Consider the following 24,821-nt stretch of genomic DNA (forward strand, 5'->3'; position numbering starts at 1 on the left):
CAGGTCACTGTTCGGACATAACCCGTTGTTCAAACTCGCCGGCAGAAGGGTTCCATTTAAGGTAATACCAGGGATTATCGGTTTGCCAGACGGGGAAGGTCAGTTCAATTTCATTGTCTTCATAACGATACAGCGAGGTGCTGAGATTAACCTCGCTGGCCAGAAAGACGGCAACCAGCAGTAACAGTATCAGTTTGATTAATGCACCCATGAGAGCGTCCTTGTTGTGGTGGCATTAATACAAGCATATCAGTTGCCGGTATTTTCGCTGCGGCAACGGCGGCATTGGCCATGGGCTTCAATAGACTGGCTGGTAATGGCAAAACCATGCAGCTCGGCCTGATGCTCAAACGCCCGATTAATGGCTTCATCATGCAGCTCAATCACATCCCCGCACTGAGTACAGATGAGCAGCTGCATGGGATGGTGCTCGGCAAAATGCTCACAGAACAAAAAGGCGTTCAGCGATTCCACCTTATGTACAAAACCCTGGGCCAGTAAAAAATCCAGCGCCCGGTATACGGTTGGTGGCTTGGCATTGGGCTCCAGTTCCTTCAGCTGATCCAGCAGCTCGTAGGCACTGACTGCGCCCTTGTGCCCGGCAATTAGCGTAAACACATGACGCCGGGTGGGAGTAAAACGTACGCTGCGCTGTTCGCACAGCCGTTCTGCACGCTCAAGTTGTTGTTGAACAGACATAAATCAGGCTCATCAAAAGGCTTCTCGACGCATCTTACCACAGCCTCCGTCCCTTCTCGCCTTCAGGCTTGGGTCTGTGAGCGGCCTTGGGTATAATGCGCGCCCTGTTGTTCAAAAAGCCATCATCACCATGTCCCAATATCCCAGCGCCCGCTTTTCTGTTGCCCCCATGCTCGATGGGGCAGACTTTTAAATAAGCCTTTGTTTTTATTGAGCTGGTTAATTTATTGGGATACTTACGGATCACCAAGGATCTGATTTAACGTACTTTCTGTCCCCTGCTGATACCCAGCATCCCACCCGTTCCCAGACTCCCTGCAGCAAGCTAAGCGTACTTTTTGATCTGCCTGCATCAAGCTCAAGCGACTTGACGCCTGTTGGCAAAAACTCGGTTTGGCAGGGCACGATAACGCCTTGTATCGCCTGATGCATCAGTGATCGCGTTGCGGACTTATCCTAGCCGGCAGTTTCGCGGGGTCTTCATGGACTCCGCCCATACCCGCCAGGGCGGAGCCCTGGACCTCATATTGAATCCAGGGTTTGATAGCCGGCAATATCACGTCGAGCTGAAGGAGCCCTCAGTGATCCCTGCACATTGACTCCAGCCTGGCTCAGCAGCGGCCGGAGCTCTATGCTGCGCACCGGACTCTTCTTCCATTCGGCGGCTTGTATCGCCATAATGCAAAAGTTTCATACGATGCCAATCTACTGAAAGATAGCAACTTTACAGGGACGAGGAGAGGCAAGGTCGCCCACAAGACCCGGGCGGTAGCATGTTTACTGTAGGAAAATTATTCTGATCTTGGTTGTATGAAAAGCCTCTTAAAATACTGGTTTCATATCCAACATATTTTCGTTTCGCAGCTCAAATCGTCGCAGCCTGATGCACTTTTACAACTAACAAATTGGATGAAGCCATTAATTATCAATGAGTTGACGTGTGACACCAAGTAGATGCTGTACACGGCCATGTGCCAATATGCGCAGGCGCAGTATTAGAAATGTGATACGTATTAATTCAGAGGAAGTATTATGCAGTTATTTTTCCATGATGTTGGCTTAAAAGGGGCTAATGCAGACTTTCCAAAAACCGTCTTTGGCAATGTTGCAGTTTCCGATATAGTCGAACATTGTCCAATCCATCTTCAAACGGAAGTTGAAAATAAGCTTTTAGCTGAATTTCCTGATGGATGGTGTAACGTTTGGGGCGTTCCTGATGGAGCAAAAAGTGTTATTCGCCAACTGAAAGTTGATGATGTAATGCTCTTAATAAAAACCACTGGAGGGGACGGTGATATGCCAGCTCTTTGCCATGTGAAAGGTTTCTGGAAAGAGCAGTTACTAGAACTATCAAATTTCTTGTGGGGAAGTAGTCACTTCCCTTATGTATTCTTTTTCAAAACGCAGCACATTGACCTGACTTGGACTCAGTTTAAGAAAGATGTCCAGTACATGCCTAATTTTCGACCATCAGGAAATGTATACCGTGTAAAAAGTGAAAGACTCGATCATTTCGGTGGTTCAGATGGCTACGTTTGTCATCTCTTACAAGATACTTATTCGACTGGTAATGTGGGACGTTATGAACTTAGAGAAAATACACCAGAGCAAGAATACGCTGAGGGTGAAAGGCAGGTTCGTGAAGCTTCATACTTCAAGCGCAATGCAAAGCTAGTAAAAGATGCAAAAGCTAAGTTTGGCTTCATATGTCAAATTTGTGATTTCGACTTCGAGTCGGTGTATGGGAAAGAGTTAGGCTCTGGTTTTATCGAGTGCCACCATAAGAATCCACTGCATGAGAAGGATAACAATTACAGCAGTACACTAGATGACGTTTGTATGGTTTGTTCTAATTGCCATCGTATGCTTCATCGCACCAAGCCAGCCATGAAACCAGAAGAGCTAAAAGAAAGGCTGCAAAAAAAACCGTATAACTAACTATTTAAGGCTTCAGCACGCGTGTCATTTTAGTATACGGTGACTTTGGTGCTGAGGTGTTATGCGGTAGTTTGGTAATTGCGTGCTCCATGCCTTAACAGAGCGTTATGTGAAGTAGCAAACGGCAAGGTAAAATAGTTAAAACAACATCTTTATCAATATAATTTCCGTCTCAACATTGAAGTAACCCCCCATTATTTTTAGGAGACCACATGAGGGTTTCAGAATACTTTAATATTAATCGAACACAAGCATACTTAGATTTTGTTGATGTTCCTCTTGATACGGATTTAGCAGTTTTCTTGGATCCGGGCGCAATAAAATCACTAGATTCCTCTTGGGGGAATGAGCTATCTTCCTTTCTTCAATCCTTTTTTGAGACGGTTCTAAAACTAATAAGGAAAGGAGAGAACCAAAGAGCCAAAGAGCTATTATCTTCACTAAATGAGGGTAATGAGTTCCACCTTGGTTATTCTGTAGGGAAGTCTCGTGGTCATGGGTTTGGTGACGAGTCAGCAGACTCTGTATGGGATGCATTAACAAAAAGTAAGGCGGCAACATCTGGTTTGCTCCAAGATTTAGAGGATACTGCCTTGCTTATTAATGGCATTGGGACTGATATGATTTCTGATGCCGTTTGTAATATTCTTCGTCATTCGTTGATTAAATACACTCAAGATATGTGCCGCTACTATGGTATTCCTTTGACACCCGGCGTGGCTTCAGGTCCTTTATGGAACCCACTGAAGGAAATTTGGGAAAATGACTTCGTTCATTTGCCTGTTACAGATTACGGTAAAGTAATCTTGGTTCCTAAGGTTCTAGTCCGCAGTCGCTTGAGCTTTCAGTATGATGAGTATTACAGATATTACCTGCTTCCGCAGATGCAATCAGAGCACCTTAAAAAACAAACGTCACTTGTAGAAACTCTAAAAAATGGTTCTCAAAGGGTTACTAAAAAATCATTAATGGAGAAATATGGAAAGGATAAGCTTGCTGTAGTCGAACAGACCATTTTGAAACCGCATGTCTTAGATGAATACCGTGAAGCTAAAGCGGATAGTCCGTCTAGTCCACTTTCTCATGAGCAGTTTTCAGAACTGGAGCATATAGATAAGCCCGATATCGATGACTTACTTGCCCAACTCAAGGTATTACCAGTTGGTAGGGAAGCAGCAGAAGAGTATGAGGATATTATTGAGAAAATCTTATCAGTGGTTTTATATCCTTCGTTATGTAATCCCAAAAAACAACACAAGATACATGAAGGTCGTAAGAGAATAGACATTACTTACACCAACGAGGCAAAAGGTGGTTTTTTCTATTGGCTGGCAATGCATTATCCTGCACCTCAGATATTTGTAGAGTGCAAAAACTATGGAAAAGAAGTTGCTAATCCTGAGGTTGACCAGCTGTCAGGGCGCTTTTCGCCAAGTCGGGGAAAAGTAGGAATCCTTATATGCCGTTCGATCGAAAATAAAGAGTTGCTATATAAACGCTGTGTAGACACTGCACAAGACCAGCGTGGTTTTATTATAGCGTTGGACGATAATGATCTTGAAAACTTGTTACACGAATATATAGAAAGTCAAGGCTCACAAGAATTCCCTATATTACGTGAATTCTGGAGGAAGTTGGTAAACTAATCATCTAAAAAAGGATTTAAGAGTGATTTGCAATGCTTTGCATTTTCAGTTCAAGGTTGGATTCCGTGTTTGCGGCGTAATGATTTAGGTTAGGTGGTGGCGTTCACACTTTAATGTGGTGTTTAAGGAGTACAGGATCAAGGGCCACGTCATTTATAGCTGATTGGTGATTATAACCACTGCGGTGGCTGGTTACTGCTGGATGTGGCTTAAATATAATTCATGGTAAAGCCAAAACAGATTAACGTCAGCCATTCCGGATAGTCTTATTCATCTGATTTATACTCGGGTGAAGGCATCGGTGTTGGTATCATTCAGTGATTTAAGTTTCCAGGCTTACGCTTTGCAGCACTGCAGCCTGAGCATGTAACATATCATCTTGACCGCCTGACAACCTTGGGGCCGTCCGGCTCAGACTCCATTACAGGCGGTAACTCTTTCTTCAGTCTTTCCAGCAGCTCTTCCCGTTCAGCCGGCGGCAGCCGGCTGATCATCTTGAACACTTCACTGTCCCGGATAGGTAGTTGTGAGGGTGCCAGTTCGTGGGAATATCCCACCGACTCAACCCAACGGTGCCCGCACAAAACCTGGCTGCAGCTGATGTAAAGCTCGGCGTAATCGGCCGTAATCCGGTTATTTTTCGTGACTATGGCCTTTGCCCCGCAGGCACGGCAGGTGAAGCGCATTCTTCCTCCCACAAATTTCAAAAGTGAAACCTTTCCGTTCGGCGTGAAAACAGGCTACCCCCTTGCCCCGCCTCGCTTTCTGCAATGTTTATTGTTGGTCAGATAAAACATTGCACATCGAAATAAAGCCACGTAAACGGCCGGAGAGGCAGAGCCGGCGCGGCTTTGCGATCCTTGCCGGATCCAGCGCTACCCCTCCGTAATTTCATTTCCCTTCAAAAAAGATCATTCGTTGAAATTCTGCTTTCCCTGCCACAACCCCAACCATGGCGCGGTCTGGCGGCTTGTATTGCACACCCGCAGAATTTCAGATTTTTTATGACGTAAAGTGCGCAGGCGGGCGCGGAGGAGCGCGGTTTTCGTGACTCCTTTGTTTACGTCGTGGCTGCCCCATGGTGCCCCTACAGCCATCACTGCAGCGCCGCCAGTGGGGAGTTTGCGAACGGTCACAGGGCATCTCCCTGGCTTTGGCAGGAGGACACAAACCCGGACAGCCGGAGCAGGTGGTTATTCTGCTGGAATGATGCCGGCGCTTCTCTGCGCTCCTTATCCAGTACAGTCTTCAGTATGTGAACCGCCTGGAAGGTATCAAAGGCACCTTTGATGTAGTCATCAAGCTGCAGCTGACCAATCAACACGGCCATGGCCTGACGCTTCAGCCAGTGTTGCTGGCACCTGTCCATTTCCCGGCTTTCTGCCCATGCGTTATTGCCATTCGGTGCCGGCGACCGGCCAAACTGGGGCCGGTGCCGGGACTGATAAAACCGGCCGTCACGGATCCAGTGATAAAGCCCGTCCACTACCACCACAGCACCGCTTTCCATTCGCGCCCGGTCCACGCTATCGAGCCCGGCGCGGGCCAGCTCAGCTGCCAGGGGCGGGAGTTCTATCTGTCCCGTACAGTTATTGTCAGAGCTCCAAGGGGCGCGGCTGCCGCCGCTTAAGGGCAACTCGCTGCGCTCGCCACAACCCAGCACCTTTGACTTTCTGATCACGGTCCAACCATCAAGGCGGGTGCGCATTGAACAGCCTCCGGCTGATGTAACACCCACTAAGCGGCGCAGATCTTCGCCGTATTTACTGGCACAGGGGATAACCAGATGGGCCAACTTTACTGGCCGATCTTCTCTGGGCAGTGATACCCCACCCATAGAGCCGATATACTCGGCCCAGTTGCCGGCGTCAGCGGCACGCCTTGCCAGCTCAATCAAAGGATCCTGAACAGCTTCCCGCAGCCTCCGCAGTTCCCGCCATACCGTCACGGCCGGGCCGCCTATCTGCTGAAACTGACGTATGCCCCACAGGCTGGCCCAGGCGGCCACATTAATGGCGGTATCGCTGGCCTGAGCTTCAGCCTCGTAGTCATCCCCTACCCTGTGGCCATCAATGTTTTTGGCAATGTACTTGGCAATATAGCCCGTGGCGCTGCCGTACTCTGGATCAATGGCCAGCACGTCAAAACGGGCTGAGCGGTTGTTCTTTATCTCGCCCTGGTCATGTTCGCAGGCGTAGTGACCCAGAATATCCCGCAGTTCATCACGCTGGTCCGGCGCAACAAACAACAACATGTGCCAGTGTGGTGTGCCGTCGTGGTGCGGCTCCACCACACGAAAGCCATAAACAGTGATGCCAGCCCGGGCCATAGCAGCACGGGCTTTGGCCCACTGCTTGCACAGATAAGCCTGCGCATCTTTAGGACTGGTGCCACGGTATCGCTTGTTACGAACCGAGCGGCCACGATCAGCCTTAACCGTATTCCAGGCATGAAACCGGCTGGGCGTGGTCCAGGTGTAGAACTCGGCAGCGTGGCCCTGCTCCCAGGCCAGATCCTCAAAGCCCCGCATTCTTACCATCAGCTCCACCCGGCGAACCTCCGGATTAGAAACACTGGCGGCATGAGCCTCGGCCAGAGACAACTCCAGCTCCTCTTCCTCATTCACCACCAGCATATCGGCCAGCCAGCGAGCCTGTGCGGTCTTATTGGCCCGGTACTCCATAAAGGCCCGGTGTGATACATAAGGGCTCACTCCCCGCCGCACATCACCGGACATGATGGCAATCAGCTCCTGATGCCGCTGATAAGCGCGGCGAATTTGCCGCAGCCACCAGCTGTCATCCTGCAGCCTGGCTAACGCACTGGCAGCATGATCAAGGTGCTTATCTGTAACCTCTTTGCTCAGGTCGGGCAGTACCGGTGAAAATCCCCACTGCCGGGCCGGTGCCATGGCGGCCGCCAGAAGCTCTGCCGCCGGCTGCGTAGTAGTAAACCCGTTGGTTAAGTTATCAATAATGGCGGCGACCTGACCGGCCCACTCCCGGGCTACTTCTTCACGCCGCTTTTCCTCGTTGATGCGTTTCAGCGAAACCGGAAAACGCTCCTGTTGCTCCCGGGCAACGCCGGCCGCCATGCGTAGCCAGATGTTTGCCGACTTTGCCTTGTATTGCTTACGGCGGCGCTGATATTCGCTGAACAGCTTACCGGCGGCTTTTAGCTCCAGACCTTTTAACGAGTCTTCAATAAATGCCAGATCTTCCGGGCCCGTAGGCCCGGTGAACAGAGACTGAATGACCTTTTCTCCGGCCACATAGGCAGGAATGGCAACAGGAACAGGGGCTCTGACTATAGAAGGGGGTAATTTAATGCTCATGGGACCCCCTCAGTTTTTTCATGCTTTCTTCAAGGTCAAGCCGGTTATTTTCATCCAGCTTCTGGGTCATGCTTTTGCCTACTTCTTGAATCAGATAGCCCAGACTTCTTATGGTTTTGTCAGACATACCAGCAGAAGGATCGAGGCTGGAAAGAAGATCACCTAAGGCAGTAACGCCAAGGGCCATGCTATGAACGCTTTCTTCGTTTTCTGCAATCCGCTGTTTGCTGGGAGTACTCATGCTCTTTTGCCTCCCACACTAAGATGCTGGATTCGCTCGGCGGCTGCTTGGCGCTGCGTGTCGATATAAGCGGCCAGATCAACCAGATGTATGAGATAAGGGGATTTTTGAGAAGCGCGGAAAGCCGGCACCGGGAGCTGGCCGGCAGTGGCTTTGGCCTTAGCGGTTTGAGGGGCCATACCGAAATAGTGATCGGCCACGTCGTCCAGGCGAACGGTGGTCACACCACCGTAAGTGGCCATCAGCATAAAGACGGTGGGAGATAATACCTGGCTCATGCTACACCCCCTTTACGGGCCGGGGTACGGCTCAGAAACACCAGATTAGGGCCGGCCAGATGGGCGCGGGCCTCGGCTTCGGTTCGACCGAAGGCGGAAACAATACGGATACGGGAAAGCTCGGCCAGCTTGTGGCCTGGGGAACAAATGAGGAATTGATAGAGCATATCGATACCCTGCTTGAAGTTCAAAACAGGGTGGACTGGCAGCCTCAAGACGTGCGCCCAAGCAGGAACGCGCGATGGTGCTTTGCGGTCAAGCCGCTTGGCTCCAATCCTTGCACCAAAACATGCTGATGAACCCGAAGTGGTTTCGGATCCATATTGAATGCGGTGCACAAATTTTCCTGCTTGGTCTTTGTCCTGTGGGTGTCTAATCCACCGGTTTTGCTGGGTGTCTAAGCCAGCGATCACGATAATACGCAGACCACCAGCAAAGCGCAACAGGGCGTTTTTTTCAGCAGATGCTTTACACACAGGATCTGTGATTGCATAATCATCAGTGTTCTTGCTTTGGGAATGAATAGTCAGCACTGTTATTACCTATGGCTTGAATATTAAATAATGAGATTCCATTGGCGTGGGTGATCTCTGTTCAAAGCCGGGTCTACTGCCCGGCTTTTGCTTTACTGGGTTCTGGTTATCACCTTCAGCTTGTGGCGGCCGGCGGGGGTACTCAGTAATTTAAGTTCCTCATGGCTTAACGAAGCCGGCTGATAACGCTTGAACACAACCTCTTCCGCACCAGGCAACAGCACCACTTCACTGGTGTGTTCGCTGCTGGAAAGTTCTGACAAGGTCTCGATAATTAATTTTTCCATTCCTGACTGGACAAAACTGCGCTCGATGCTGTCGAACACGTTGTGTCCAATAATTTTTTTTCTTACCTTGATAAAACCTGCCGCCGGCTTTAAAGCCTCGCTCAGGCCACTTTTAATCGCATTCAATGCTTCGCTTTCAAGCCAACTGATATAAAGGGAATTAAATTTCTCTCTGGCTTCCTGGGTGGCTAAGTAAGCATCAGAAAGCTGCCCTTTTATTTTCCCGATTTTGGTATCGATGGCTTTTATTCTGTCACCCAGTACCAGCACGGCACCTTTCAGCTGTGCAATACTTTTCAGTGTCTTACTATCGCCGTAAATAAGGCCATCAGATTCAACGGATGATTGCGCTTCAAGTCGCTGCTCTTTTTCGGCTTTCTCTTGGATCAGTTTTGATTTCAACTGTTCAAGGGAAACAATCTGTTGATCGATCTCGTCCTGGTTTTGCTTGGCCTGGCTGAATACTTCAAAGGCAACATTAATTTCATTAGTCATGGGCTATCCACATCCACTATTAAAACTGCAGACTCATAGAGAAAATTAAAAAACAGATTTTTTTAATTATTAATTTTGGAGAGTTTTTTCTTTATATCGCTTGGCATGGCAGTTCTTTACACTATGTAAAAACCTTGTGCCTCGCAGGTTGCGTTATAAATCTTTTCTTCAAGCTCATTTTGTTGCTGAGCAACCTTTTGCACTGCCGTAATTAATTGCTGAATATCAGCATCACTAACCTTTTTATCTTGTGCAGAGAAATGCAGTGGTTCTGACTTGGCAATAAGTCGTTTCCCCTGACTGAATTGCATTAGGGTAGTTCCGGTGCTGGCCGGTTGGTCTGTCACCCCCAACCCCATCAGGTAGGTTTTTCCTATGCCGGCAAAGTCTTCAACTGGTTCAATTGAGCAAAACCGCTTTTGACCTTTGGAGTTAAGGTACTGCAGCTCGCGGGTTGGCTTGAGCACCGCGAACAACTTCATTTTCCCGGCTACCTGCTCGGCCTTGAGCGCAATCACCTGGCCCATTACATCTGCTTTTCGGTTATGGTCTGGCCACAATAACGCTGTGTAAAAATCGGGGCTGTAAGTCTCTGCCATTTGCTTTAACCAGTGGGCGGGAATAATACGGCCATCTGCGGTATTTCCTTCAGTAGCAATACAAATCCAACCGGTACGGATACTTGATTCTGACATTTGGTTTTTCCTGAATTGGTTATTGATGCTGCCTCCACGCTACCTCACTGCCCCCCCCGCGAGTTACGCCAGATGGAAACCGCCGGCATGGAACCCGAGTTCAGAGAACAACGCTTGTTGCTTGCGTTCCAGGCGTTCAACGGCAGCCATCAGGCTTTGCCCCGAGCTGTCGGGCTGAGTGCTGAATAACTCAGCCTTTCCTTTAAGCTCGGCGATCTCCTGCTTAAGTTCGACCACCTGGCGTTCTACTCGTCCGTTTACACTGGAATGGAATGTCATGCTTCTTTTTCCTGTTTATTTGTGATGCACTCTGATGGAGTATGAAATTTAATGCTGGGGTGTTGAGTTATTACGCTGGATAGTCAGGTCGTTAACGAGGCGCTGCAGCTCAGCCTTTGTTTTTCCGGTGATCATGGCTGCAACCAGAGTGTCTATTTCACTGTCTGGCCATCGAACGGCAGTAGTGCCTATGTTAATGGGTGGCGTTATCAGGCCGTCTTTGATGCGGTTGTAAAGTGAACTTCTGGAAATAGATAGGCGTTCGCACACTTGCTTCATTTGGAGAAGGCTAACGCTTCTTTTTCTTGTGTTTTCCATGTGTCCCCCTGCACTGAAGTGTGTGGCTTTGTACAAGGGGGATTATCACTAAAAAAAAATCGGAAAAGGCGGAAAAGAGAAAATTCCGCCGGAGAAATCACTTTTCCGGTTAGCCGGCCTTGCTCAGCCAGTCTTTGAGTGTTTTTTCATCTGGTGGGATTGTGGTCAGCCCGGCACTGGAGAAAATCTTTCCAAGCTCCTCACATAAACGGCCCGGCTTGATAAGCGAGTCGCGATCAATGCTTGGGTGTGACTCCAGCAACGCCTTGATAAAACGGAACTGATTGATATGTCCTCTTGGTGCTTTTTTTACTTTTTCCTTTTCTTGTTGAAGGAATAAGTTTGCCATTTTGTCATTGTTGTGTACGTTTTCCATTTCTTCACCCGAAATTAATGATTGGTAAATTCGAGTGAGATCAGGCTTGGTTATCCATATATCATTGATAGTTAGATTTATACGCTCGCCAGCGCCCGGATCGGGGAAAAACACAACAGACGGCCGATCCACTCCATCATGAACCAAAGGAAATAAATTAAACCCCAGCACCACTCCTACTGTGATCGATTCTTTACCTTCAAGTTGTTTAAGTATGCTGGAATCCATTTCCCATAACCCATTACACCTTCCAATTACGCCAAAACCATCATCACAGGGTGGAGGGAAGGTTGGCTCACCTTCTTCTGCTGCTCTTTCAACTACAAATAAAGAATAACGGCCATACCAGTTCTGACTATTAATCATTTCCTTCCATGTTAACTCTTCTCCGCTAACTATTTTATTCTCAGTCTCAATCAGAAATTGATCACTTTTATCCAGGTAAACAGATGCTTGTACATCTGATAGCCTGATGGCCAGTGAAATGGCTTTAATTGCTCCCCAATGTATGATGTCGCTGATTTCACAATCTAAAAGCTTTGCTGCTCGTTCTATTGTGCAATACTCAATTGGTGGCAAGGGTGGTAAATCTCTGCCTTTGGTCATCTGTTGCGCTCCCATACGCCCCTGATATTGATTGTCGGGGAAGGCGGGCAGGGATACCCGCTTTTCAGGTCGTCACCCTATCCCCGACAAAACCTGATTATTCGTTTACCTCTATCAATCCATACTGGCCGCCAGCCAGTCTCTTATCTCTTTAGGCGGCTTCAAACTCAGAGTAAGGGGGAGACAAGGGCACAGCGGCTGCCTCTCTGTCTATTTGTAGATATTTATCTCCAGTACGTTGGTGATTGCATTTCCATTCCAGCAATAATCAAAGTGTTTGGCCTGGCAGATTTCAGTGATCAATCTTGGCCTGAACAGTACAAAGCAGTCATGGCCAGCATGCCTGACTGAACGATACTTCAAGCCATCGACCCCATTACTACGTTGTTCGCTGGCAAATGCCTGGCTGTGGTTGTAGTCGGTGGGGTGGTAAAGATTGGAAGAAAGATGCTGCTCGGCAGTAATGTCTATAAGAGCCGCATTGAAGCGGGCGAACAGTGAGCGCATTTGAATGCGCTGAGCAGGCTCTTTGGTATATCCGTATAACCGTTCCTGGTGATAAATAGTTTCTTTTATCGCTGTATCCAGAGAAGGAGCGCAGTAGTAACCACCAAAATCACCGGTAGTGAAACGCGCCCCTTCCGGGTTGATATGGGTAAAGGCTGCCATGGCGTAACTGGCATGGGGGATCCCCACCAGCCAATCCTCTTTCGCTACCAGGCTCAGATCACCAGCCTGCTCCTGCAGTCGTGGGTTAGTCATGGCCTCAACGGCATGCACGGCTTCCAGTTCGTCAGCGGTGGCCACGTCTTCGTAAAGGTCTATTGGCGGATACTTGCTCGGGATCAGCCGATAACACTCTTGCCCCTGCAGCTGGGTCTGCTCAAGCTCTTCGCTCACGCTGTTCCCCCACGCCAGGCACTCAGCCGTTTGGATACCTCATACAAATCAGCAACCTTGCCTCCTGCCATCACATCCATGGCACTTCTGCCGGCAAAGAAGGGATGTTGGTTGGGCTTGCGCACCCAGCCATACACACTGTCCTCGGCACTGAACAGAATACGCAGGCTCTTATGAATATTCAGGATATAGCTCATCCGCTCCAGGGTGTCCGGACTTAGACGGATTCCGCCATGTGCTGTCTTGTACTTGGTCAATGTTGAACGTGAGTGGATACCCAGCAAGGCCAGCTGCTCCTTAGTGTCACAGTCCCATTTATCCAGGATCCGAAACACAACCGGGAGCGCCTTGCTGTGGTCAACTCCATGATTCCCTTGGGCCGGTAATACTTGAGACATAGTACCCCCTCCTGTATGCGTAGCGCCCAAAACTCTGGCTTGGCCGCTGTGGTGTTGGTCAACTTAGGTTTATTTTAGTAAATTTGTCCATATATGAACATGACTGTTTTACTGTGACCTGTCACGCCATCAGACCCATACTTTACCTTTGTGATATATCAAGCCCGGCAGAGATAAGCGTATTTCCCCAACCCAAGAGCCGACCTTTCCGGTCAGGTGCACCCTCATTTTTCGCGGATGTTTCCGCTGAGAAGCGGCGGGGTTTGAGCAGTGTTTTAACTATCTGCCTTCATCTTGGCATGCAGCCGGCCCGGGAACAGCTCGGTATAAACCTGCCAGAGCAGGTTAAGGCTTCTGTGTCCCGTCACCTGGGCCACTTCTTCAATGCCGAACCCTGCTTCAAACAGGCGGCTGGCACCTTCACGGCGCAAGTCATGGTAACGCAGGTCTTCAATACCCAAGGCATTACGCACCCGCTGAAAGGCGGCAGTCACGCTGCGTGACTCGTAGGGAAAGACCAGCTCGCCTTCCTTCGGCTGCCTTTGCACAATGCTCCACGCATCCCCCAGCAGCGGCACCCACATATGATTGCCCGCCTTTTTACGGGGATCCTTGCGGTTGCGGACCATCACCGCCCTGGCTGCTTCGTCAATATCGTCCCAGCGGATAGCGCAAACCTCACTGATACGCATACAGCTGAGTATGGAAAAATCCAGAATGTCGGTCAGCGGGATTTTACTGCCCCGGTGGCTCATGCGCTTAAGCAGACCTTGGCGCAATCTATCAAGTTCGTCGCTGGTCGGCCGCCGGCTGCGCCGTTCGGAACGGCCTATCAGGCCCATGCTATGCAGAACGGGGATCACCTCGCGGATCACTTCGTCGGTAACAGGTATCCCAAACACCGGCTTTGCAGACATATAAACAGATTTCAGGTAACTGATGTCCTGGGCAACGGTCTGCGGCTTGGCGCCGGCGGCGTTACGGTCCCGGCAATGATTGATGATGGCCATGGTGGTCAGCTTGTCAGCCTGCAGCTTTGATATATCGCTGTCGGCCAGCAGGCTGAGCACATACCCCTTGGTACGGCCTATCTTCTTCGATATATCAGGGTCTTGCTGATACATAGCAATCAGCTCCCGAATGGTTGGCATGTCGGGAGCCTGCCCGGGTATCCCCTGGGTCTCAATATGGGACACCATGGCCTTTCCCCAGGTGCGGGCATCGGCCAATTTCCCGAAGGTACGGGACTCCTGATACACTATCGCCTTATCTTTTTTGACGCGCACAATACAGCGGTAACGTATGACACCCGCTGCTGTTTTGCGCTTCTCCACTGTAAAGCTGGCCATGTTTCCTCCGTCAGGTATCCCATTCATAGGGGATACCGCAAGGGATACCGTAGCCTCAAAAACATCTGAGAACAATGCCAAATGACTGAGATCGTAAGAGATTCAAATACAAGGAAAAACCAGAGCGAAGCCGCTAGAGCTGGCGGTTTCAGCTCTGGCAGGTTTTCTGTTGCCCCCATGCTCGACTGGACTGACCGTCATTGCCGCTATTTTCACCGGCTGATGAGCCGCCATGCCCAGCTTTATACCGAAATGGTGACCACCGGTGCCATTATTCACGGCAAAGGCGATTACCTCGCCTATAACGAGGAAGAGCATCCGCTGGTACTGCAGCTGGGCGGTAACGATCCACAGGCCTTGGCACAGTGTGCCGTGCTGGCCGAACAACGCGGCTACGATGAAATCAACTTAAATGTGGGTTGCCCGTCAGACCGGGTGCAGAACGGCCTGTTTGGTGCCTGCCTGATGGCACACCCTCAAACCGTGGCCGATGGCATCGCAGCAATGAAGGCTGTGGTGTCGATTCCGGTTACCGTCAAAACCCGTATCGGCATAGACGAGCAGGACAACTACGAGTTTCTCTGCACTCTGGTAGACAAGGTAGCAGAGGCCGGCGTGGATGCGCTGATTGTGCACGCCCGTAAAGCCTGGCTGCAGGGACTGAGCCCGAAAGAAAACCGTGAAATTCCACCGCTGGATTATGAGCGGGTCTACCAGCTAAAACGAGACTATCCTGCCCTGACCATGGCGGTAAACGGTGGCATCAAGACGCTGGACGAAGCCAGGGCACATTTGCAGCAGCTCGACGGTGTCATGCTGGGACGGGAAGTCTATCAGAATCCCTACTTACTCGCTCAGGTTGACGCTGAGCTGTTTGGTGAGCACTGGCAGGTACCAAGCCGTCATCAGGTGATCCGCAATCTGCTGCCTTACATTGAGCGGGAGCTGTCTCAGGGCACTTACCTCGGCAACATTACCCGCCATACTCTGGGGATTTTTCAGGGTATGCCCGGTGCCCGGGCGTGGCGTCGCCACTTAAGCGAAAATGCCCACAAACGGGGCGCCGGCCCGGAAGTGGTGGAAGCAGCCATGGCCAGAGTACCGGAGGAGAGTGTCGTCTATAGTTAGATCGTCCCCTTTCCAGGAGGAGATCGCTCAATGACACACACCCTTGCTGAAGAATTTCCTGAACAGGCCAGCCGCATTACCGAGCTCAAGCTCAGTGATGAAACATTTGCGCGGCTGGCCAGGGAATACCACAAACTCAACCACGAAATAGAGGGTCTTGAAGCCTGTAATCAGCCCATAGCCGATGCCGATTTCGAAACCCTGAAGCTGCGCCGCCATCAGCTTAAAGAGCAAATTTATAAAGGCTGGTTTAACGGGCAAGGCTGAACCCAATAAGGAGCAATGGCTTGTCATTGCTCCTTATTAATAGAAAAAACCTATTAAACAAAGTCATTCAAACGATTTCCCCTTTCCAAGCAATCAGGCAATACTGGGTCCTGTCATCGACACCGAATACATAAGGACTCAGATTATGCTTACAGACAAAACCGGCCAGCGCATTCCTCAGGTTACCTTTCGCACCCGCCAGCAGGATCAGTGGGTGAATGTGACCACCGACGAGCTGTTCAACGGAAAAACCGTGGTGGTCTTTTCTCTGCCCGGAGCGTTTACGCCCACCTGTTCCTCCACGCACCTGCCCCGTTATAACGAGCTGGCCCCCGTGCTGTTTGAAAACGGCGTGGATGACATTATCTGCATGAGTGTCAACGATACCTTTGTGATGAACGCCTGGCTGGCAGATCAGGAAGCTGAGCATATTCATGTTATCCCCGACGGTAACGGCGAGTTCACCGATGGCATGGGGATGCTGGTAGACAAGCAGGATCTGGGTTTTGGCAAACGCTCCTGGCGCTATTCCATGCTGGTAAAAGATGGCGTGATTGCCAAGATGTTTATTGAGCCCGAAAAGCCCGGCGACCCTTTTGAAGTATCTGATGCCGATACCATGCTGGCTTACATCAATCCGGAAGCGGCCAAACCGTCTGCCATTACCGTATTCAGCAAACCCGGCTGTCCTTTCTGTACCCGGGCCAAACAAATGTTGCTGGACCGCAAAATGCGCTATGAAGAGGTGATTATTGGCCAGGACGCTACCAGTATCAGCCTGAAAGCCGTGTCCGGCCGTTCTACCGTGCCGCAGATATTTATCGACGGCCGCCATATCGGTGGCAGCGACGAGCTGGCCGAGTTACTGGGATAAGCCAAACGAAGTATCAACAGGGTTGTTCCTTCTCCAAACTGCATATTACCTATCTTTTCATTCTCGCCAGAATCGGGGATCATGCTCATAACTGAGTTGATAACCATGGTGAAAAGGTGAATTTACGGGATCTTGAATATCTGGTGGCGCTCGCCGAAGAGCGCCACTTTCGCAAGGCAGCAGAAAAGTGCTTTGTCAGTCAGCCCACCCTCAGCGGCCAGTTGCGCAAGCTGGAAGACGAGCTAGGGGTGCTGCTGATGGAACGAACGTCCCGCAAGGTACTGTTCACGCCGGCTGGGGATGCCATTACTGCTCAGGCCCGGCGGGTGCTGGCAGCCACCAAAGAGCTGCGCGATATTGCCCGCACCTTTACCGAGCCGATGTCGGGTGAACTGCATATTGGTCTTATTCCCACCGTAGGGCCTTATTTACTGCCCCATATTATCCCAGCCCTTAAACAGCACTTTCCCGAACTGCATATCTTTCTTTATGAAGCCCAGACCCAGGTATTGCTGAAGCAACTGGCAGATGGTGATCTCGATTGCCTGATCCTGGCTCAGCTGGATGGCATGGATAATTTCGGCTCTATGCACCTCTATGACGAGCCCATGCTGCTGGCACTGCCAGCAGGCCACCGGTGGGCAGACCGTGATGAAATAGGGCTTGGCGAGCTGAAAGGTGAAAAACTACTGATGCTGGAAGACGGCCACTGTCTTCGGGATCAAGCCATGGGCTTTTGTTTTGCCGCCGGTATTGGCGAAGACAGCCACTTTAAAGCCACCAGTCTGGAAACACTACGGAATATGGTCGCAGCCGGCTCCGGGCTCACCCTGATCCCTCAGCTGGCGGTAAACGGCCATCCAGAGAATGCCAGCGTGCATTACCTGAAGGTCACGGATCCGCAACCCCGCCGCAGCATCGCACTACTGCACCGGGCCCACTCGGTTCGCCGGCCTTGTTTCAATGAAATGGCAAGGGTGATCAGCCGCCTGCTTGGCGAACTGCTGTAACAACGGCAGAAAAGCAAAAAGCCGGCTCAAGGCCGGCTTTTTTAATATGGCGCATCCGGGAGGATTCGAACCTCCGACCGCTCGGTTCGTAGCCGAGTACTCTATCCAGCTGAGCTACGGATGCATAACAGGTCGCGTTAATTTTCAGATGGCGCATCCGGGAGGATTCGAACCTCCGACCGCTCGGTTCGTAGCCGAGTACTCTATCCAGCTGAGCTACGGATGCTTTTCTGAAAAACGCTTTTAAAAAATGGCGCATCCGGGAGGATTCGAACCTCCGACCGCTCGGTTCGTAGCCGAGTACTCTATCCAGCTGAGCTACGGATGCGCTGCAAAAAATGGCGGTGAAGGAGGGATTCGAACCCTCGATGCGGGTATAAGCCGCATACTCCCTTAGCAGGGGAGCGCCTTCAGCCTCTCGGCCACCTCACCGTGTTTGCGGGGCGTATATTACCGCCGGGCCAAAATAAGTCAAACACTTTTCCGGCCCGATTTTTCCGTTTGGACATACTTTAAGCATTTGGGAGCAAAAGCCATCAATATGAATAAAAAACACCCCGAAAAACCGTTAATCAGTACTGGCTATCGTCGCCAGTACCCTTCTCGGCCTGTATCCGCATATAGATTTCTTCACGGTGTACAGACACTTCTTTCGGGGCATTCACACCAATGCGCACCTGGTTACCCTTAACGCCCAATACGGTTACGGTGACTTCATCACCGATCATCAGGGTTTCCCCTACCCGACGAGTCAAAATTAGCATATGGCTGCTCCTGTTATGGCTATCTATTAGTAAAAAATGCTGTTTATTATCCGATAAAGGCGATGAAAAACCCAGCCTTCCCATGGCATGAAATGGGGTAGAACATCGTCAAAATCAAGAGGCCTGTCAAAGACAGGCCTCTTTTAATTACGGCAAATGGCTGCCGCTCCAAATTATAGACGCTGATACCAGCGCAGTGGCATTATCGCCAGCCGCTCCGACAGTGCCTGTCGGTTGTGCAGACTGCGACTCTCAGAGACGCTCACCCAGCCAGCCGGATACCGACTCCAGCGCCGCTGGCAGGGCAGCCGGCTCGCTGCCGCCAGCCTGAGCCATGTCCGGGCGGCCACCGCCCTTGCCGCCCACCTGCTGGGCCACCATGTTGACCAGCTCTCCGGCCTTGACCTTACCGGTCAGATCCTTGGTAACACCGGCAATCAGACTTACCTTGTCGCCACTGACGGTGCCCAGCACCACCACACCGGACTGCAGCTTGGATTTAAGGTCGTCCAGGGTGCCCCGCAAAGACTTGGCATCCACTCCTTCCAGATTAGCCACCAGCACCTTGCTGCCGTTGATGTCGACCACCTGCTCGAGCAAAGAGGCACCGGCCTGAGCCGCCAGTTTGCCCTTGAGCTGTTCAATTTCCTTTTCCAGCTGGCGACTGCGCTCCAGCAGCTGGCGAACCTTGGCCGAGACCGAGAAGGTATCTCCCTTGACCAGGCTGGCAGCTTGGTTAATTTCGTGATCCAGCTGATGCAGGTAAGCCTGTGCCGCTTCGCCAGTCACCGCTTCGATACGGCGCACGCCGGCAGCAATGCCACTCTCCGACAAAATCTTGAACAGGCCGATGTCACCGGTGCGACTGACGTGGGTACCACCACACAGCTCGGTAGACACTTCGCCCATGGCGACCACCCGCACTTCGTTTTCATCGTACTTCTCACCGAACAGCGCAGTCGCACCAGCCCGTTTGGCCCCTTCCAGGTCCATCAGCTGAGTGGAGACTGGCAGGTTGGCACGAATATCACGGTTAACCATATCTTCCACTTCTCTTAGCTCCTGAGCACTCATTGCTTCCAGGTGAGAGAAGTCAAAACGCAGTCGCTCCGGCTCGACCAGCGATCCTTTCTGGGTTACGTGTTCACCCAGCAGTTTACGCAGACTGGCATGCAGCAGGTGGGTCACCGAGTGGTTCAGGGCAGTAGCCTGACGGCGGGCACCATCTACCGCCGCAGATACCACTTCACCTTCTTCCAGAGTGCCCAGCTCCAGATACCCCAGATGCAAAATACCGTTACCGGCCTTTTGGGTGTCTTTTACCACAAACAGACCGTCATCCATCCGAATGACACCAGCATCACCCACCTGACCACCAGACTCAGCGTAGAACGGCGTGCTATCGAGCACCACAGCCCCCTCTTCACCGGCGATCAGCGCCGCTACCGGCTCACCGTCCTTGAACAGGCCGGTGACCTTGGCCGGCTGTGCCAGATGTTCGTAGCCAGTAAAGGCCGTTTCGCCGTCAACCTTGATCACCTTGGAGTAATCCACGCCGAAGTTAGAAGCTTCCTTGGCCCGCTCCCGTTGCTGCTGCATCAGGGTTTCAAAGCCAGCCTCATCAATGCTGATATCCCTGTCACGCAGTACATCGGCGGTCAGATCTGCCGGGAAACCGTAGGTATCGTAAAGCTTGAATACCACTTCACCAGGCAGCACCTGGCTGTCACCCAGCTCAGCAATGGCATCTTCCAGCAGCTGCAGGCCCCGGTCCAGTGTGCGGGCAAACTGCTCTTCTTCCAGCCGCAGCACCTTCTCGATAACAGGACGCTGAGTGTTGAGCTCCGGATAAGCTTCACCCATCTGCTCGCACAAGGAACCCACCAGCGTGTGGAAGAAGGTCTTGTCGGCACCCAGCTTGCGGCCATGGCGTACAGCCCGGCGGATAATACGACGCAGCACGTAACCCCGGCCTTCGTTGGAAGGCATCACGCCATCGGCAATCAGGAAGGAGCAGGAACGAATATGGTCGGCAATCACTCGCAGCGACTTATTGTCAAGATCGGTGGCACCCACCGCCTCGGCAGCGGCCTTGATCAGCGCCTGAAACAGATCGATCTCGTAGTTGGAGTGCACGCCCTGCAAAATAGTGGCGATACGCTCCAGGCCCATGCCGGTGTCCACCGAGGGCTTGGGCAGAGGCTCCATGGTACCGTCGGCATGACGGTTGAACTGCATGAATACCAGGTTCCAGATTTCAATGTAGCGGTCGCCGTCTTCTTCCGGGCTGCCGGGAGGGCCACCCCAGATATGCTCGCCGTGATCGTAGAAGATTTCTGTGCAAGGGCCGCAAGGGCCGGTGTCGCCCATGGTCCAGAAGTTGTCGGAAGCGTACTGGGCACCCTTGTTGTCACCGATGCGCACGATGCGATCCGCCGGCACGCCGATTTCCTGAGACCAGATATCAAAGGCCTCATCGTCGGTCTCGTACACGGTAACCCACAACTTGTCTTTGGGCAGCTTGACCACTCCGGTCAGGAATTCCCAGGCAAAACGAATGGCATCCTGCTTGAAATAGTCACCAAAGCTGAAGTTGCCCAGCATTTCAAAGAAAGTGTGGTGACGGGCAGTATACCCCACGTTTTCCAGATCGTTGTGCTTGCCACCGGCGCGCACGCAACGCTGGGAGCTGACCGCTCTGTTGTAAGCTCGCTGCTCCAGCCCCAGGAACAGATCCTTGAACTGGTTCATGCCGGCGTTGGTAAACAGCAGGGTCGGGTCGTTGTGAGGCACCAGCGAGCTGGACGCCACCACCTGGTGTCCTTGCTGGCGGAAATACTCGAGAAACGCATTGCGTAACTCAGACGTGGTCATTCGCATGGAAAATCCTGTTGATAACTTGGTAGGCGTTTACACCCATAATTTAAAAGGAATGAGGAGTAATGTAAAATACGCCATGGTCTTCACCCGGCCTGAAAGGAGCTATTCCTTGCTGCTTTCAAGAGCGTAACGAATATGATCCGGCGCAAATCCCCTTGCCTGCAGATAACGCATACGTTTGGCCCGTTCTTTAAAATCGGTGACGGGTCCTTCGCCAAAGCGGCCCAGGTAACACTCCCTGGCCAGTTCAAACCAGTCGGTGTCCTGCTGCTCCAGCGCCGTGGCGATCTCCTCCGCAGCCACTCCCTTATGCTGCAGCTCGGTCCGGATACGCAGGGGGCCATGCTTTTTGTAAATATGCTGACGAACCTGCACCTGAGCAAAGCGGGCATCCTGCAGCCATTGCTGCTGTTCCAGCTTATTCAGGGTCCGGACGATTGCATCCTCATCAAACTGACGCTGGCGCAGTTTTTGTTCCAGCTCCCGCCGGCTGTGATCCCGGCGTGACAACAGCCGCAGGGCACAATCCCATACCGGCTGATCCGGATTGGAAGGTTCAAACAACATCAGAGAGCCTTAAATACAAAGGCCGGGCATTGCCCGGCCTTGTTATCAGAATTCGGCATTGCCATCAGGGCCGTCAAGCTCCGGCAAAGGTTCGCCCTTGCCGTCAGCGTCAGCCGCCGCTCCAGGAGACAGCAACAGCATCTGGCGCAGTTGCTGCTCAATTTCTTCGGCAATACTGGTGTGCTCCAGCAGATATTTGATGGAGTTGGCCTTGCCCTGACCAATTTTATCGCCCTTGTAGCTGTACCAGGCACCGGCTTTTTCAATCAGCTTGTGCTTCACGCCCAGCTCAATCAATTCGCCTTCCTTCGAGATACCGGCGCCGTACATGATCTGGAACTCGGCCTGTTTGAACGGAGGAGCCACCTTGTTCTTGACTACCTTAACCCGGGTTTCGTTACCCACCACTTCATCACCTTCCTTGATGGAGCCGATGCGGCGAATATCGAGGCGCACGGAAGAGTAGAATTTAAGCGCGTTACCACCGGTAGTAGTTTCCGGGCTGCCGAACATGACACCGATTTTCATGCGGATCTGGTTGATGAAAATACACAGGCAGTTGGCACTCTTGATGTTGCCGGTCAGCTTACGCAGCGCCTGAGACATCAGACGAGCCTGTAGGCCAACGTGGGAGTCACCCATTTCACCTTCAATCTCGGCGCGGGGAGTCAATGCCGCAACCGAGTCAACAATAATGACGTCAACGGCACCGGAACGAACCAGCATGTCGCAGATTTCCAGAGCCTGTTCGCCGGTATCGGGCTGGGACACCAGCAGATCGTCAACGTTCACACCCAGCTTGCCGGCATACACCGGGTCCAGCGCGTGCTCGGCATCCACAAAAGCACATACCTTGCCTGCACGCTGTGCCTGAGCAATCACCTGCAGAGTCAGGGTGGTTTTACCGGAAGACTCAGGACCGTAAATTTCAACAATGCGGCCGGTGGGCAGACCACCAATGCCCAGAGCGATATCCAGAGACAGGGAGCCGGTGGAAATGGCTTCAACATTCAAAGCCTTGTTGTCGCCCAAACGCATGATGGAACCCTTGCCAAACTGTTTTTCAATCTGACCCAGGGCGGCGGCCAAGGCTTTTTCTTTGTTCTGATCCATAAAATGCTCCGCTGAAATTGACTGGTGCTTATTTTTAGAAACTGATGTTGAGTATACTGGTTATTCGTACAGTATCAAGTGGGGTTTTGCTCAAGCAGAGACAGGCAACATGCCAGTGCCTGAATCACGGTCTGATGGCGTACCGCCGCCCGGTCACCATCCAGCTGTAACAGCCGGCACTCGAGTAAGTCGGTACCGGCCATATAACAGGCCAGCCAGACGGTACCTACCGGCTTCTCAGGACTGCCACCGCCGGGGCCAGCGACACCGGTTACCGCTACGCCAAGATCGCAGCCAGAGTGTAAGCAGGCACCGCGTACCATGGCCTCGGCAACTTCCCGGCTGACCGCACCATGTTGCTCAATCAGCGCCATATCTACCCCCAGCATGTCGTGTTTGGCGGCATTGGAATAGGTGACGAACCCCCGTTCGAACCAGGCTGAACTGCCGGCTATGTCGGTCATTGCACAGGCGATACCGCCGCCGGTACAGGACTCTGCGGTGACCATCATAAGGTGTTGACGCGCCAGCGCCTCGCCCAACTGTCGTGCCAAAGTCATGCTGTCCAACCGTGGTTCCTCCCGCTCACCGAAAGCGCCTATTATGCCGGTTGCCATGCCTCGGCTCCATGGCCCAGACCAATAAATGATTCATAGCCCGCTCGCCAGGCCGGGGACCGATATAATGCTCACTGGTGTTACTCTTGTGCTCGGGCCCCGTTCAAGCCATCTGGCTCAGGGTTTTTCTGAAGCGGGCCAGAGCCACGGTGAAAAAGACACCGCCGATCAGCAACAAGTACAGCAGTTCGGGCCAGACCACGGACAGCCCCGCCCCCCGGTACAAAATAGCCTGGCTCAGGGACACGAAGTGAGTAGTCGGTGCCGCCAGCATCAGCTCCTGCACCAGCTGGGGCATGCTCTCCCGGGGAGTGGAGCCTCCCGACAGCAGCTGAAGGGGTAACAGCACCAGCATCATCAGCAGTCCGAACTGGGGCATGGTGCGGGCCTGGGTGGCCAGGAAAATACCCATGGAAGTGGTGGCGAACAGATGTACCGTCGTGCCCAGCAGGAACAAACTTATCGAGCCCTCTATCGGCACTCGCAGCGTCCCCTGAATCACCAGGGCCATGGACAGGGCCACCGCAGCCAGTACCACCAGCCCCATGGACCAAACCTTGGCCAGCATGATCTCGGTGGGAGTGACCGGCATCACCAGCAGGTGCTCTATAGTACCGTGTTCTCGCTCACGGATCAGGGCCGCCCCGGTGAGGATGATGGACAGCATGGTAACGTTGTTGATGAGCTCCATCACCGCCCCGAACCAGGATCGTTCCAGATTGGGGTTGAAGCGCATACGCACCGCCAGATCTACCGGCAGTTCACTGTCGGTCCGGTAGCGCCGCACGAAATCGTCAACCTCCTCCTGGATGATTCGCTGGATCGAGCCACTGCCGGTAAAGGCCTGGCTCATACGAGTGGCGTCCACGTTCAGTTGCAAGGCCGGCGACCGGCCCGCCAGCACATCCTGCTGGAATCCGGGTGGTATGTTAATCACGAAGGTATAGCGTCCCGCATCCATCCCCGGATCCATCTCGTCCAGAGAAATCATCGCCGGATCCTTGAAACGGGGAGGATAAAAAGCTGCCGCTATCCGCCCCGACAAGGGGGAGCTATCTTCGTCCACGATAGCAATGGGAGCACCGTGCAGGGTCTCCGGCATGGCAGTGGCGGCAGTGTAGATAGCGACGGAGAAGGTATAAACGATCAGTACCAGCATGATCGGATCCCGCACCAGGCTCCACAGCTCCTTGACTCCGAGCCGAAATATGTTGGCAAGCGCTCGCATC

The 24,821-nt window shown here is 52.1% G+C and carries 28 protein-coding genes and 4 tRNA genes; 6 read left to right on the forward strand and 26 right to left on the reverse strand.

Features of this window, described 5'->3' with window-relative positions; genetic code table 11:
• Positions 1-4: 4 nt before the first annotated feature.
• Positions 5-211: a hypothetical protein gene (locus B6S09_RS04135; protein WP_094277246.1), complete on the reverse strand. Its 207-nt coding sequence runs from the start codon at positions 209-211 to the stop codon at positions 5-7.
• A 38-nt stretch (positions 212-249) separates the two neighbouring features.
• On the reverse strand, positions 250-699 hold the full coding sequence (locus tag B6S09_RS04140) for a transcriptional repressor (protein ID WP_094277247.1): 450 nt from the start codon (positions 697-699) through the stop codon (positions 250-252).
• 1,032 nt (positions 700-1,731) lie between these two features.
• On the opposite strand from B6S09_RS04140, the gene B6S09_RS04145 reads away from it, so the two are divergent.
• On the forward strand, positions 1,732-2,637 hold the full coding sequence (locus B6S09_RS04145; RefSeq protein WP_094277248.1) for an HNH endonuclease: 906 nt from the start codon (positions 1,732-1,734) through the stop codon (positions 2,635-2,637).
• Between the two features lie 212 nt (positions 2,638-2,849).
• A complete protein-coding gene (locus B6S09_RS04150; RefSeq protein ID WP_094277249.1) occupies positions 2,850-4,283 on the forward strand; it encodes a DUF8370 family protein in 1,434 nt (477 codons plus the stop codon).
• 374 nt (positions 4,284-4,657) lie between these two features.
• Here the strand turns inward: B6S09_RS04150 and B6S09_RS04155 are convergent, their stop codons facing one another.
• From B6S09_RS04155 to B6S09_RS04210, 14 genes are all read right to left on the reverse strand, one after another.
• Positions 4,658-4,969: an ogr/Delta-like zinc finger family protein gene (locus tag B6S09_RS04155; protein ID WP_094277250.1), complete on the reverse strand. Its 312-nt coding sequence runs from the start codon at positions 4,967-4,969 to the stop codon at positions 4,658-4,660.
• Between the two features lie 225 nt (positions 4,970-5,194).
• Complete coding sequence (locus tag B6S09_RS18280; RefSeq protein WP_134113958.1) at positions 5,195-5,419, reverse strand: hypothetical protein; 225 nt, start codon at positions 5,417-5,419, stop codon at positions 5,195-5,197.
• Positions 5,416-7,617: a replication endonuclease gene (locus B6S09_RS04160; RefSeq protein WP_094277251.1), complete on the reverse strand. Its 2,202-nt coding sequence runs from the start codon at positions 7,615-7,617 to the stop codon at positions 5,416-5,418. Before B6S09_RS04160 ends, B6S09_RS18280 begins: the two co-directional genes overlap by 4 nt.
• Entirely contained in the window at positions 7,607-7,858 is a 252-nt protein-coding gene (locus B6S09_RS04165) for a hypothetical protein (RefSeq protein ID WP_094277252.1), read from the reverse strand. The genes B6S09_RS04160 and B6S09_RS04165 overlap by 11 nt, the downstream gene beginning before the upstream one ends.
• Positions 7,855-8,136 carry a pyocin activator PrtN family protein gene (locus B6S09_RS04170; protein WP_094277253.1) on the reverse strand — a complete coding sequence of 94 codons (282 nt, stop codon included), beginning with the start codon at positions 8,134-8,136 and terminating at the stop codon, positions 7,855-7,857. The genes B6S09_RS04165 and B6S09_RS04170 overlap by 4 nt, the downstream gene beginning before the upstream one ends.
• A complete protein-coding gene (locus B6S09_RS18285; protein WP_134113957.1) occupies positions 8,133-8,669 on the reverse strand; it encodes a hypothetical protein in 537 nt (178 codons plus the stop codon). Before B6S09_RS18285 ends, B6S09_RS04170 begins: the two co-directional genes overlap by 4 nt.
• Positions 8,670-8,761: 92 nt before the next feature.
• The gene (locus B6S09_RS04175; RefSeq protein WP_094277254.1) at positions 8,762-9,451 is read right to left on the reverse strand and encodes a hypothetical protein; all 690 of its coding nucleotides are present in this window, start codon (positions 9,449-9,451) and stop codon (positions 8,762-8,764) included.
• Positions 9,452-9,567: 116 nt separating this feature from the next.
• Complete coding sequence (locus B6S09_RS04180) at positions 9,568-10,146, reverse strand: GPO family capsid scaffolding protein (protein ID WP_094277255.1); 579 nt, start codon at positions 10,144-10,146, stop codon at positions 9,568-9,570.
• Positions 10,147-10,209: 63 nt separating this feature from the next.
• Positions 10,210-10,425 carry a hypothetical protein gene (locus B6S09_RS04185; protein ID WP_094277256.1) on the reverse strand — a complete coding sequence of 72 codons (216 nt, stop codon included), beginning with the start codon at positions 10,423-10,425 and terminating at the stop codon, positions 10,210-10,212.
• 48 nt (positions 10,426-10,473) lie between these two features.
• Positions 10,474-10,743, reverse strand: coding sequence for a helix-turn-helix transcriptional regulator (locus B6S09_RS04190; RefSeq protein ID WP_208321674.1), 270 nt, complete (start codon positions 10,741-10,743; stop codon positions 10,474-10,476).
• Between the two features lie 109 nt (positions 10,744-10,852).
• Positions 10,853-11,725, reverse strand: a complete 873-nt coding sequence (locus B6S09_RS04195; RefSeq protein ID WP_134113956.1) for a hypothetical protein — start codon at positions 11,723-11,725, stop codon at positions 10,853-10,855.
• 210 nt (positions 11,726-11,935) lie between these two features.
• On the reverse strand, positions 11,936-12,625 hold the full coding sequence (locus B6S09_RS04200) for an RES family NAD+ phosphorylase (protein WP_094277258.1): 690 nt from the start codon (positions 12,623-12,625) through the stop codon (positions 11,936-11,938).
• Positions 12,622-13,023 carry an MbcA/ParS/Xre antitoxin family protein gene (locus B6S09_RS04205; protein ID WP_019933198.1) on the reverse strand — a complete coding sequence of 134 codons (402 nt, stop codon included), beginning with the start codon at positions 13,021-13,023 and terminating at the stop codon, positions 12,622-12,624. The genes B6S09_RS04200 and B6S09_RS04205 overlap by 4 nt, the downstream gene beginning before the upstream one ends.
• A 275-nt stretch (positions 13,024-13,298) precedes the next feature.
• Positions 13,299-14,372, reverse strand: a complete 1,074-nt coding sequence (locus tag B6S09_RS04210; protein ID WP_094277259.1) for a tyrosine-type recombinase/integrase — start codon at positions 14,370-14,372, stop codon at positions 13,299-13,301.
• A gap of 81 nt (positions 14,373-14,453) precedes the next feature.
• Between B6S09_RS04210 and dusA the strand changes: the two genes are divergently transcribed.
• The 4 genes from dusA to oxyR all read left to right on the forward strand — a co-directional run bounded on the left by dusA (position 14,454) and on the right by oxyR (position 17,651).
• Complete coding sequence (gene dusA, locus B6S09_RS04215) at positions 14,454-15,500, forward strand: tRNA dihydrouridine(20/20a) synthase DusA (protein ID WP_094277260.1); 1,047 nt, start codon at positions 14,454-14,456, stop codon at positions 15,498-15,500.
• Positions 15,501-15,530: 30 nt separating this feature from the next.
• Positions 15,531-15,767, forward strand: a complete 237-nt coding sequence (locus tag B6S09_RS04220; RefSeq protein ID WP_094277261.1) for an HP1242/YdcH family protein — start codon at positions 15,531-15,533, stop codon at positions 15,765-15,767.
• A gap of 145 nt (positions 15,768-15,912) precedes the next feature.
• Positions 15,913-16,641, forward strand: a complete 729-nt coding sequence (locus B6S09_RS04225; protein ID WP_094277262.1) for a glutathione peroxidase — start codon at positions 15,913-15,915, stop codon at positions 16,639-16,641.
• A 116-nt stretch (positions 16,642-16,757) separates the two neighbouring features.
• The gene (gene oxyR / locus B6S09_RS04230) at positions 16,758-17,651 is read left to right on the forward strand and encodes a DNA-binding transcriptional regulator OxyR (protein ID WP_094277263.1); all 894 of its coding nucleotides are present in this window, start codon (positions 16,758-16,760) and stop codon (positions 17,649-17,651) included.
• Positions 17,652-17,698: 47 nt separating this feature from the next.
• Here oxyR and B6S09_RS04235 read toward each other — a convergent pair.
• The 10 genes from B6S09_RS04235 to B6S09_RS04280 form a co-directional block, all read right to left on the reverse strand.
• A tRNA-Arg gene (locus B6S09_RS04235) sits at positions 17,699-17,775 on the reverse strand.
• Between the two features lie 25 nt (positions 17,776-17,800).
• Positions 17,801-17,877, reverse strand: a tRNA-Arg gene (locus B6S09_RS04240).
• 25 nt (positions 17,878-17,902) lie between these two features.
• Positions 17,903-17,979 (reverse strand) — tRNA-Arg (locus B6S09_RS04245).
• Positions 17,980-17,990: 11 nt separating this feature from the next.
• A tRNA-Ser gene (locus tag B6S09_RS04250) sits at positions 17,991-18,083 on the reverse strand.
• Positions 18,084-18,223: 140 nt separating this feature from the next.
• Positions 18,224-18,415, reverse strand: coding sequence for a carbon storage regulator CsrA (csrA, locus tag B6S09_RS04255; protein ID WP_019933193.1), 192 nt, complete (start codon positions 18,413-18,415; stop codon positions 18,224-18,226).
• A gap of 252 nt (positions 18,416-18,667) precedes the next feature.
• Entirely contained in the window at positions 18,668-21,295 is a 2,628-nt protein-coding gene (gene alaS / locus B6S09_RS04260; protein WP_094277264.1) for an alanine--tRNA ligase, read from the reverse strand.
• 102 nt (positions 21,296-21,397) lie between these two features.
• On the reverse strand, positions 21,398-21,862 hold the full coding sequence (locus tag B6S09_RS04265) for a regulatory protein RecX (RefSeq protein WP_094277265.1): 465 nt from the start codon (positions 21,860-21,862) through the stop codon (positions 21,398-21,400).
• 45 nt (positions 21,863-21,907) lie between these two features.
• Positions 21,908-22,975, reverse strand: coding sequence for a recombinase RecA (gene recA, locus B6S09_RS04270; RefSeq protein ID WP_094277266.1), 1,068 nt, complete (start codon positions 22,973-22,975; stop codon positions 21,908-21,910).
• Between the two features lie 74 nt (positions 22,976-23,049).
• Positions 23,050-23,535: a CinA family protein gene (locus tag B6S09_RS04275; protein ID WP_094277467.1), complete on the reverse strand. Its 486-nt coding sequence runs from the start codon at positions 23,533-23,535 to the stop codon at positions 23,050-23,052.
• A gap of 160 nt (positions 23,536-23,695) precedes the next feature.
• Positions 23,696-24,820, reverse strand: coding sequence for an ABC transporter permease (locus tag B6S09_RS04280; protein ID WP_094277267.1), 1,125 nt, complete (start codon positions 24,818-24,820; stop codon positions 23,696-23,698).
• Position 24,821: the final 1 nt, after the last annotated feature.

Source organism: Oceanimonas baumannii, from assembly GCF_002245495.1.
GTDB lineage: Bacteria > Pseudomonadota > Gammaproteobacteria > Enterobacterales > Aeromonadaceae > Oceanimonas > Oceanimonas baumannii.

Bases quoted from the DNA above. Each gene is read 5' to 3' on its own strand.
- B6S09_RS04185 (WP_094277256.1), bottom strand. From the start codon at position 10,425: ATGACATTCCATTCCAGTGTAAACGGACGAGTAGAACGCCAGGTGGTC.
- recA (WP_094277266.1), bottom strand. From the start codon at position 22,975: ATGGATCAGAACAAAGAAAAAGCCTTGGCCGCCGCCCTGGGTCAGATT.
- B6S09_RS04180 (WP_094277255.1), bottom strand. From the start codon at position 10,146: ATGTCAGAATCAAGTATCCGTACCGGTTGGATTTGTATTGCTACTGAA.
- B6S09_RS04165 (WP_094277252.1), bottom strand. From the start codon at position 7,858: ATGAGTACTCCCAGCAAACAGCGGATTGCAGAAAACGAAGAAAGCGTT.
- csrA (WP_019933193.1), bottom strand. From the start codon at position 18,415: ATGCTAATTTTGACTCGTCGGGTAGGGGAAACCCTGATGATCGGTGAT.
- B6S09_RS04175 (WP_094277254.1), bottom strand. From the start codon at position 9,451: ATGACTAATGAAATTAATGTTGCCTTTGAAGTATTCAGCCAGGCCAAG.
- B6S09_RS04135 (WP_094277246.1), bottom strand. From the start codon at position 211: ATGGGTGCATTAATCAAACTGATACTGTTACTGCTGGTTGCCGTCTTT.
- B6S09_RS04155 (WP_094277250.1), bottom strand. From the start codon at position 4,969: ATGCGCTTCACCTGCCGTGCCTGCGGGGCAAAGGCCATAGTCACGAAA.
- B6S09_RS04145 (WP_094277248.1), top strand. From the start codon at position 1,732: ATGCAGTTATTTTTCCATGATGTTGGCTTAAAAGGGGCTAATGCAGAC.
- B6S09_RS04140 (WP_094277247.1), bottom strand. From the start codon at position 699: ATGTCTGTTCAACAACAACTTGAGCGTGCAGAACGGCTGTGCGAACAG.
- dusA (WP_094277260.1), top strand. From the start codon at position 14,454: ATGACTGAGATCGTAAGAGATTCAAATACAAGGAAAAACCAGAGCGAA.
- B6S09_RS04150 (WP_094277249.1), top strand. From the start codon at position 2,850: ATGAGGGTTTCAGAATACTTTAATATTAATCGAACACAAGCATACTTA.
- B6S09_RS04275 (WP_094277467.1), bottom strand. From the start codon at position 23,535: ATGACTTTGGCACGACAGTTGGGCGAGGCGCTGGCGCGTCAACACCTT.
- B6S09_RS04280 (WP_094277267.1), bottom strand. From the start codon at position 24,820: ATGCGAGCGCTTGCCAACATATTTCGGCTCGGAGTCAAGGAGCTGTGG.
- B6S09_RS04225 (WP_094277262.1), top strand. From the start codon at position 15,913: ATGCTTACAGACAAAACCGGCCAGCGCATTCCTCAGGTTACCTTTCGC.
- B6S09_RS04220 (WP_094277261.1), top strand. From the start codon at position 15,531: ATGACACACACCCTTGCTGAAGAATTTCCTGAACAGGCCAGCCGCATT.
- B6S09_RS04205 (WP_019933198.1), bottom strand. From the start codon at position 13,023: ATGTCTCAAGTATTACCGGCCCAAGGGAATCATGGAGTTGACCACAGC.
- B6S09_RS04160 (WP_094277251.1), bottom strand. From the start codon at position 7,617: ATGAGCATTAAATTACCCCCTTCTATAGTCAGAGCCCCTGTTCCTGTT.
- B6S09_RS04170 (WP_094277253.1), bottom strand. From the start codon at position 8,136: ATGAGCCAGGTATTATCTCCCACCGTCTTTATGCTGATGGCCACTTAC.
- B6S09_RS04190 (WP_208321674.1), bottom strand. From the start codon at position 10,743: ATGGAAAACACAAGAAAAAGAAGCGTTAGCCTTCTCCAAATGAAGCAA.
- alaS (WP_094277264.1), bottom strand. From the start codon at position 21,295: ATGCGAATGACCACGTCTGAGTTACGCAATGCGTTTCTCGAGTATTTC.
- B6S09_RS04265 (WP_094277265.1), bottom strand. From the start codon at position 21,862: ATGTTGTTTGAACCTTCCAATCCGGATCAGCCGGTATGGGATTGTGCC.
- B6S09_RS04195 (WP_134113956.1), bottom strand. From the start codon at position 11,725: ATGACCAAAGGCAGAGATTTACCACCCTTGCCACCAATTGAGTATTGC.
- B6S09_RS04210 (WP_094277259.1), bottom strand. From the start codon at position 14,372: ATGGCCAGCTTTACAGTGGAGAAGCGCAAAACAGCAGCGGGTGTCATA.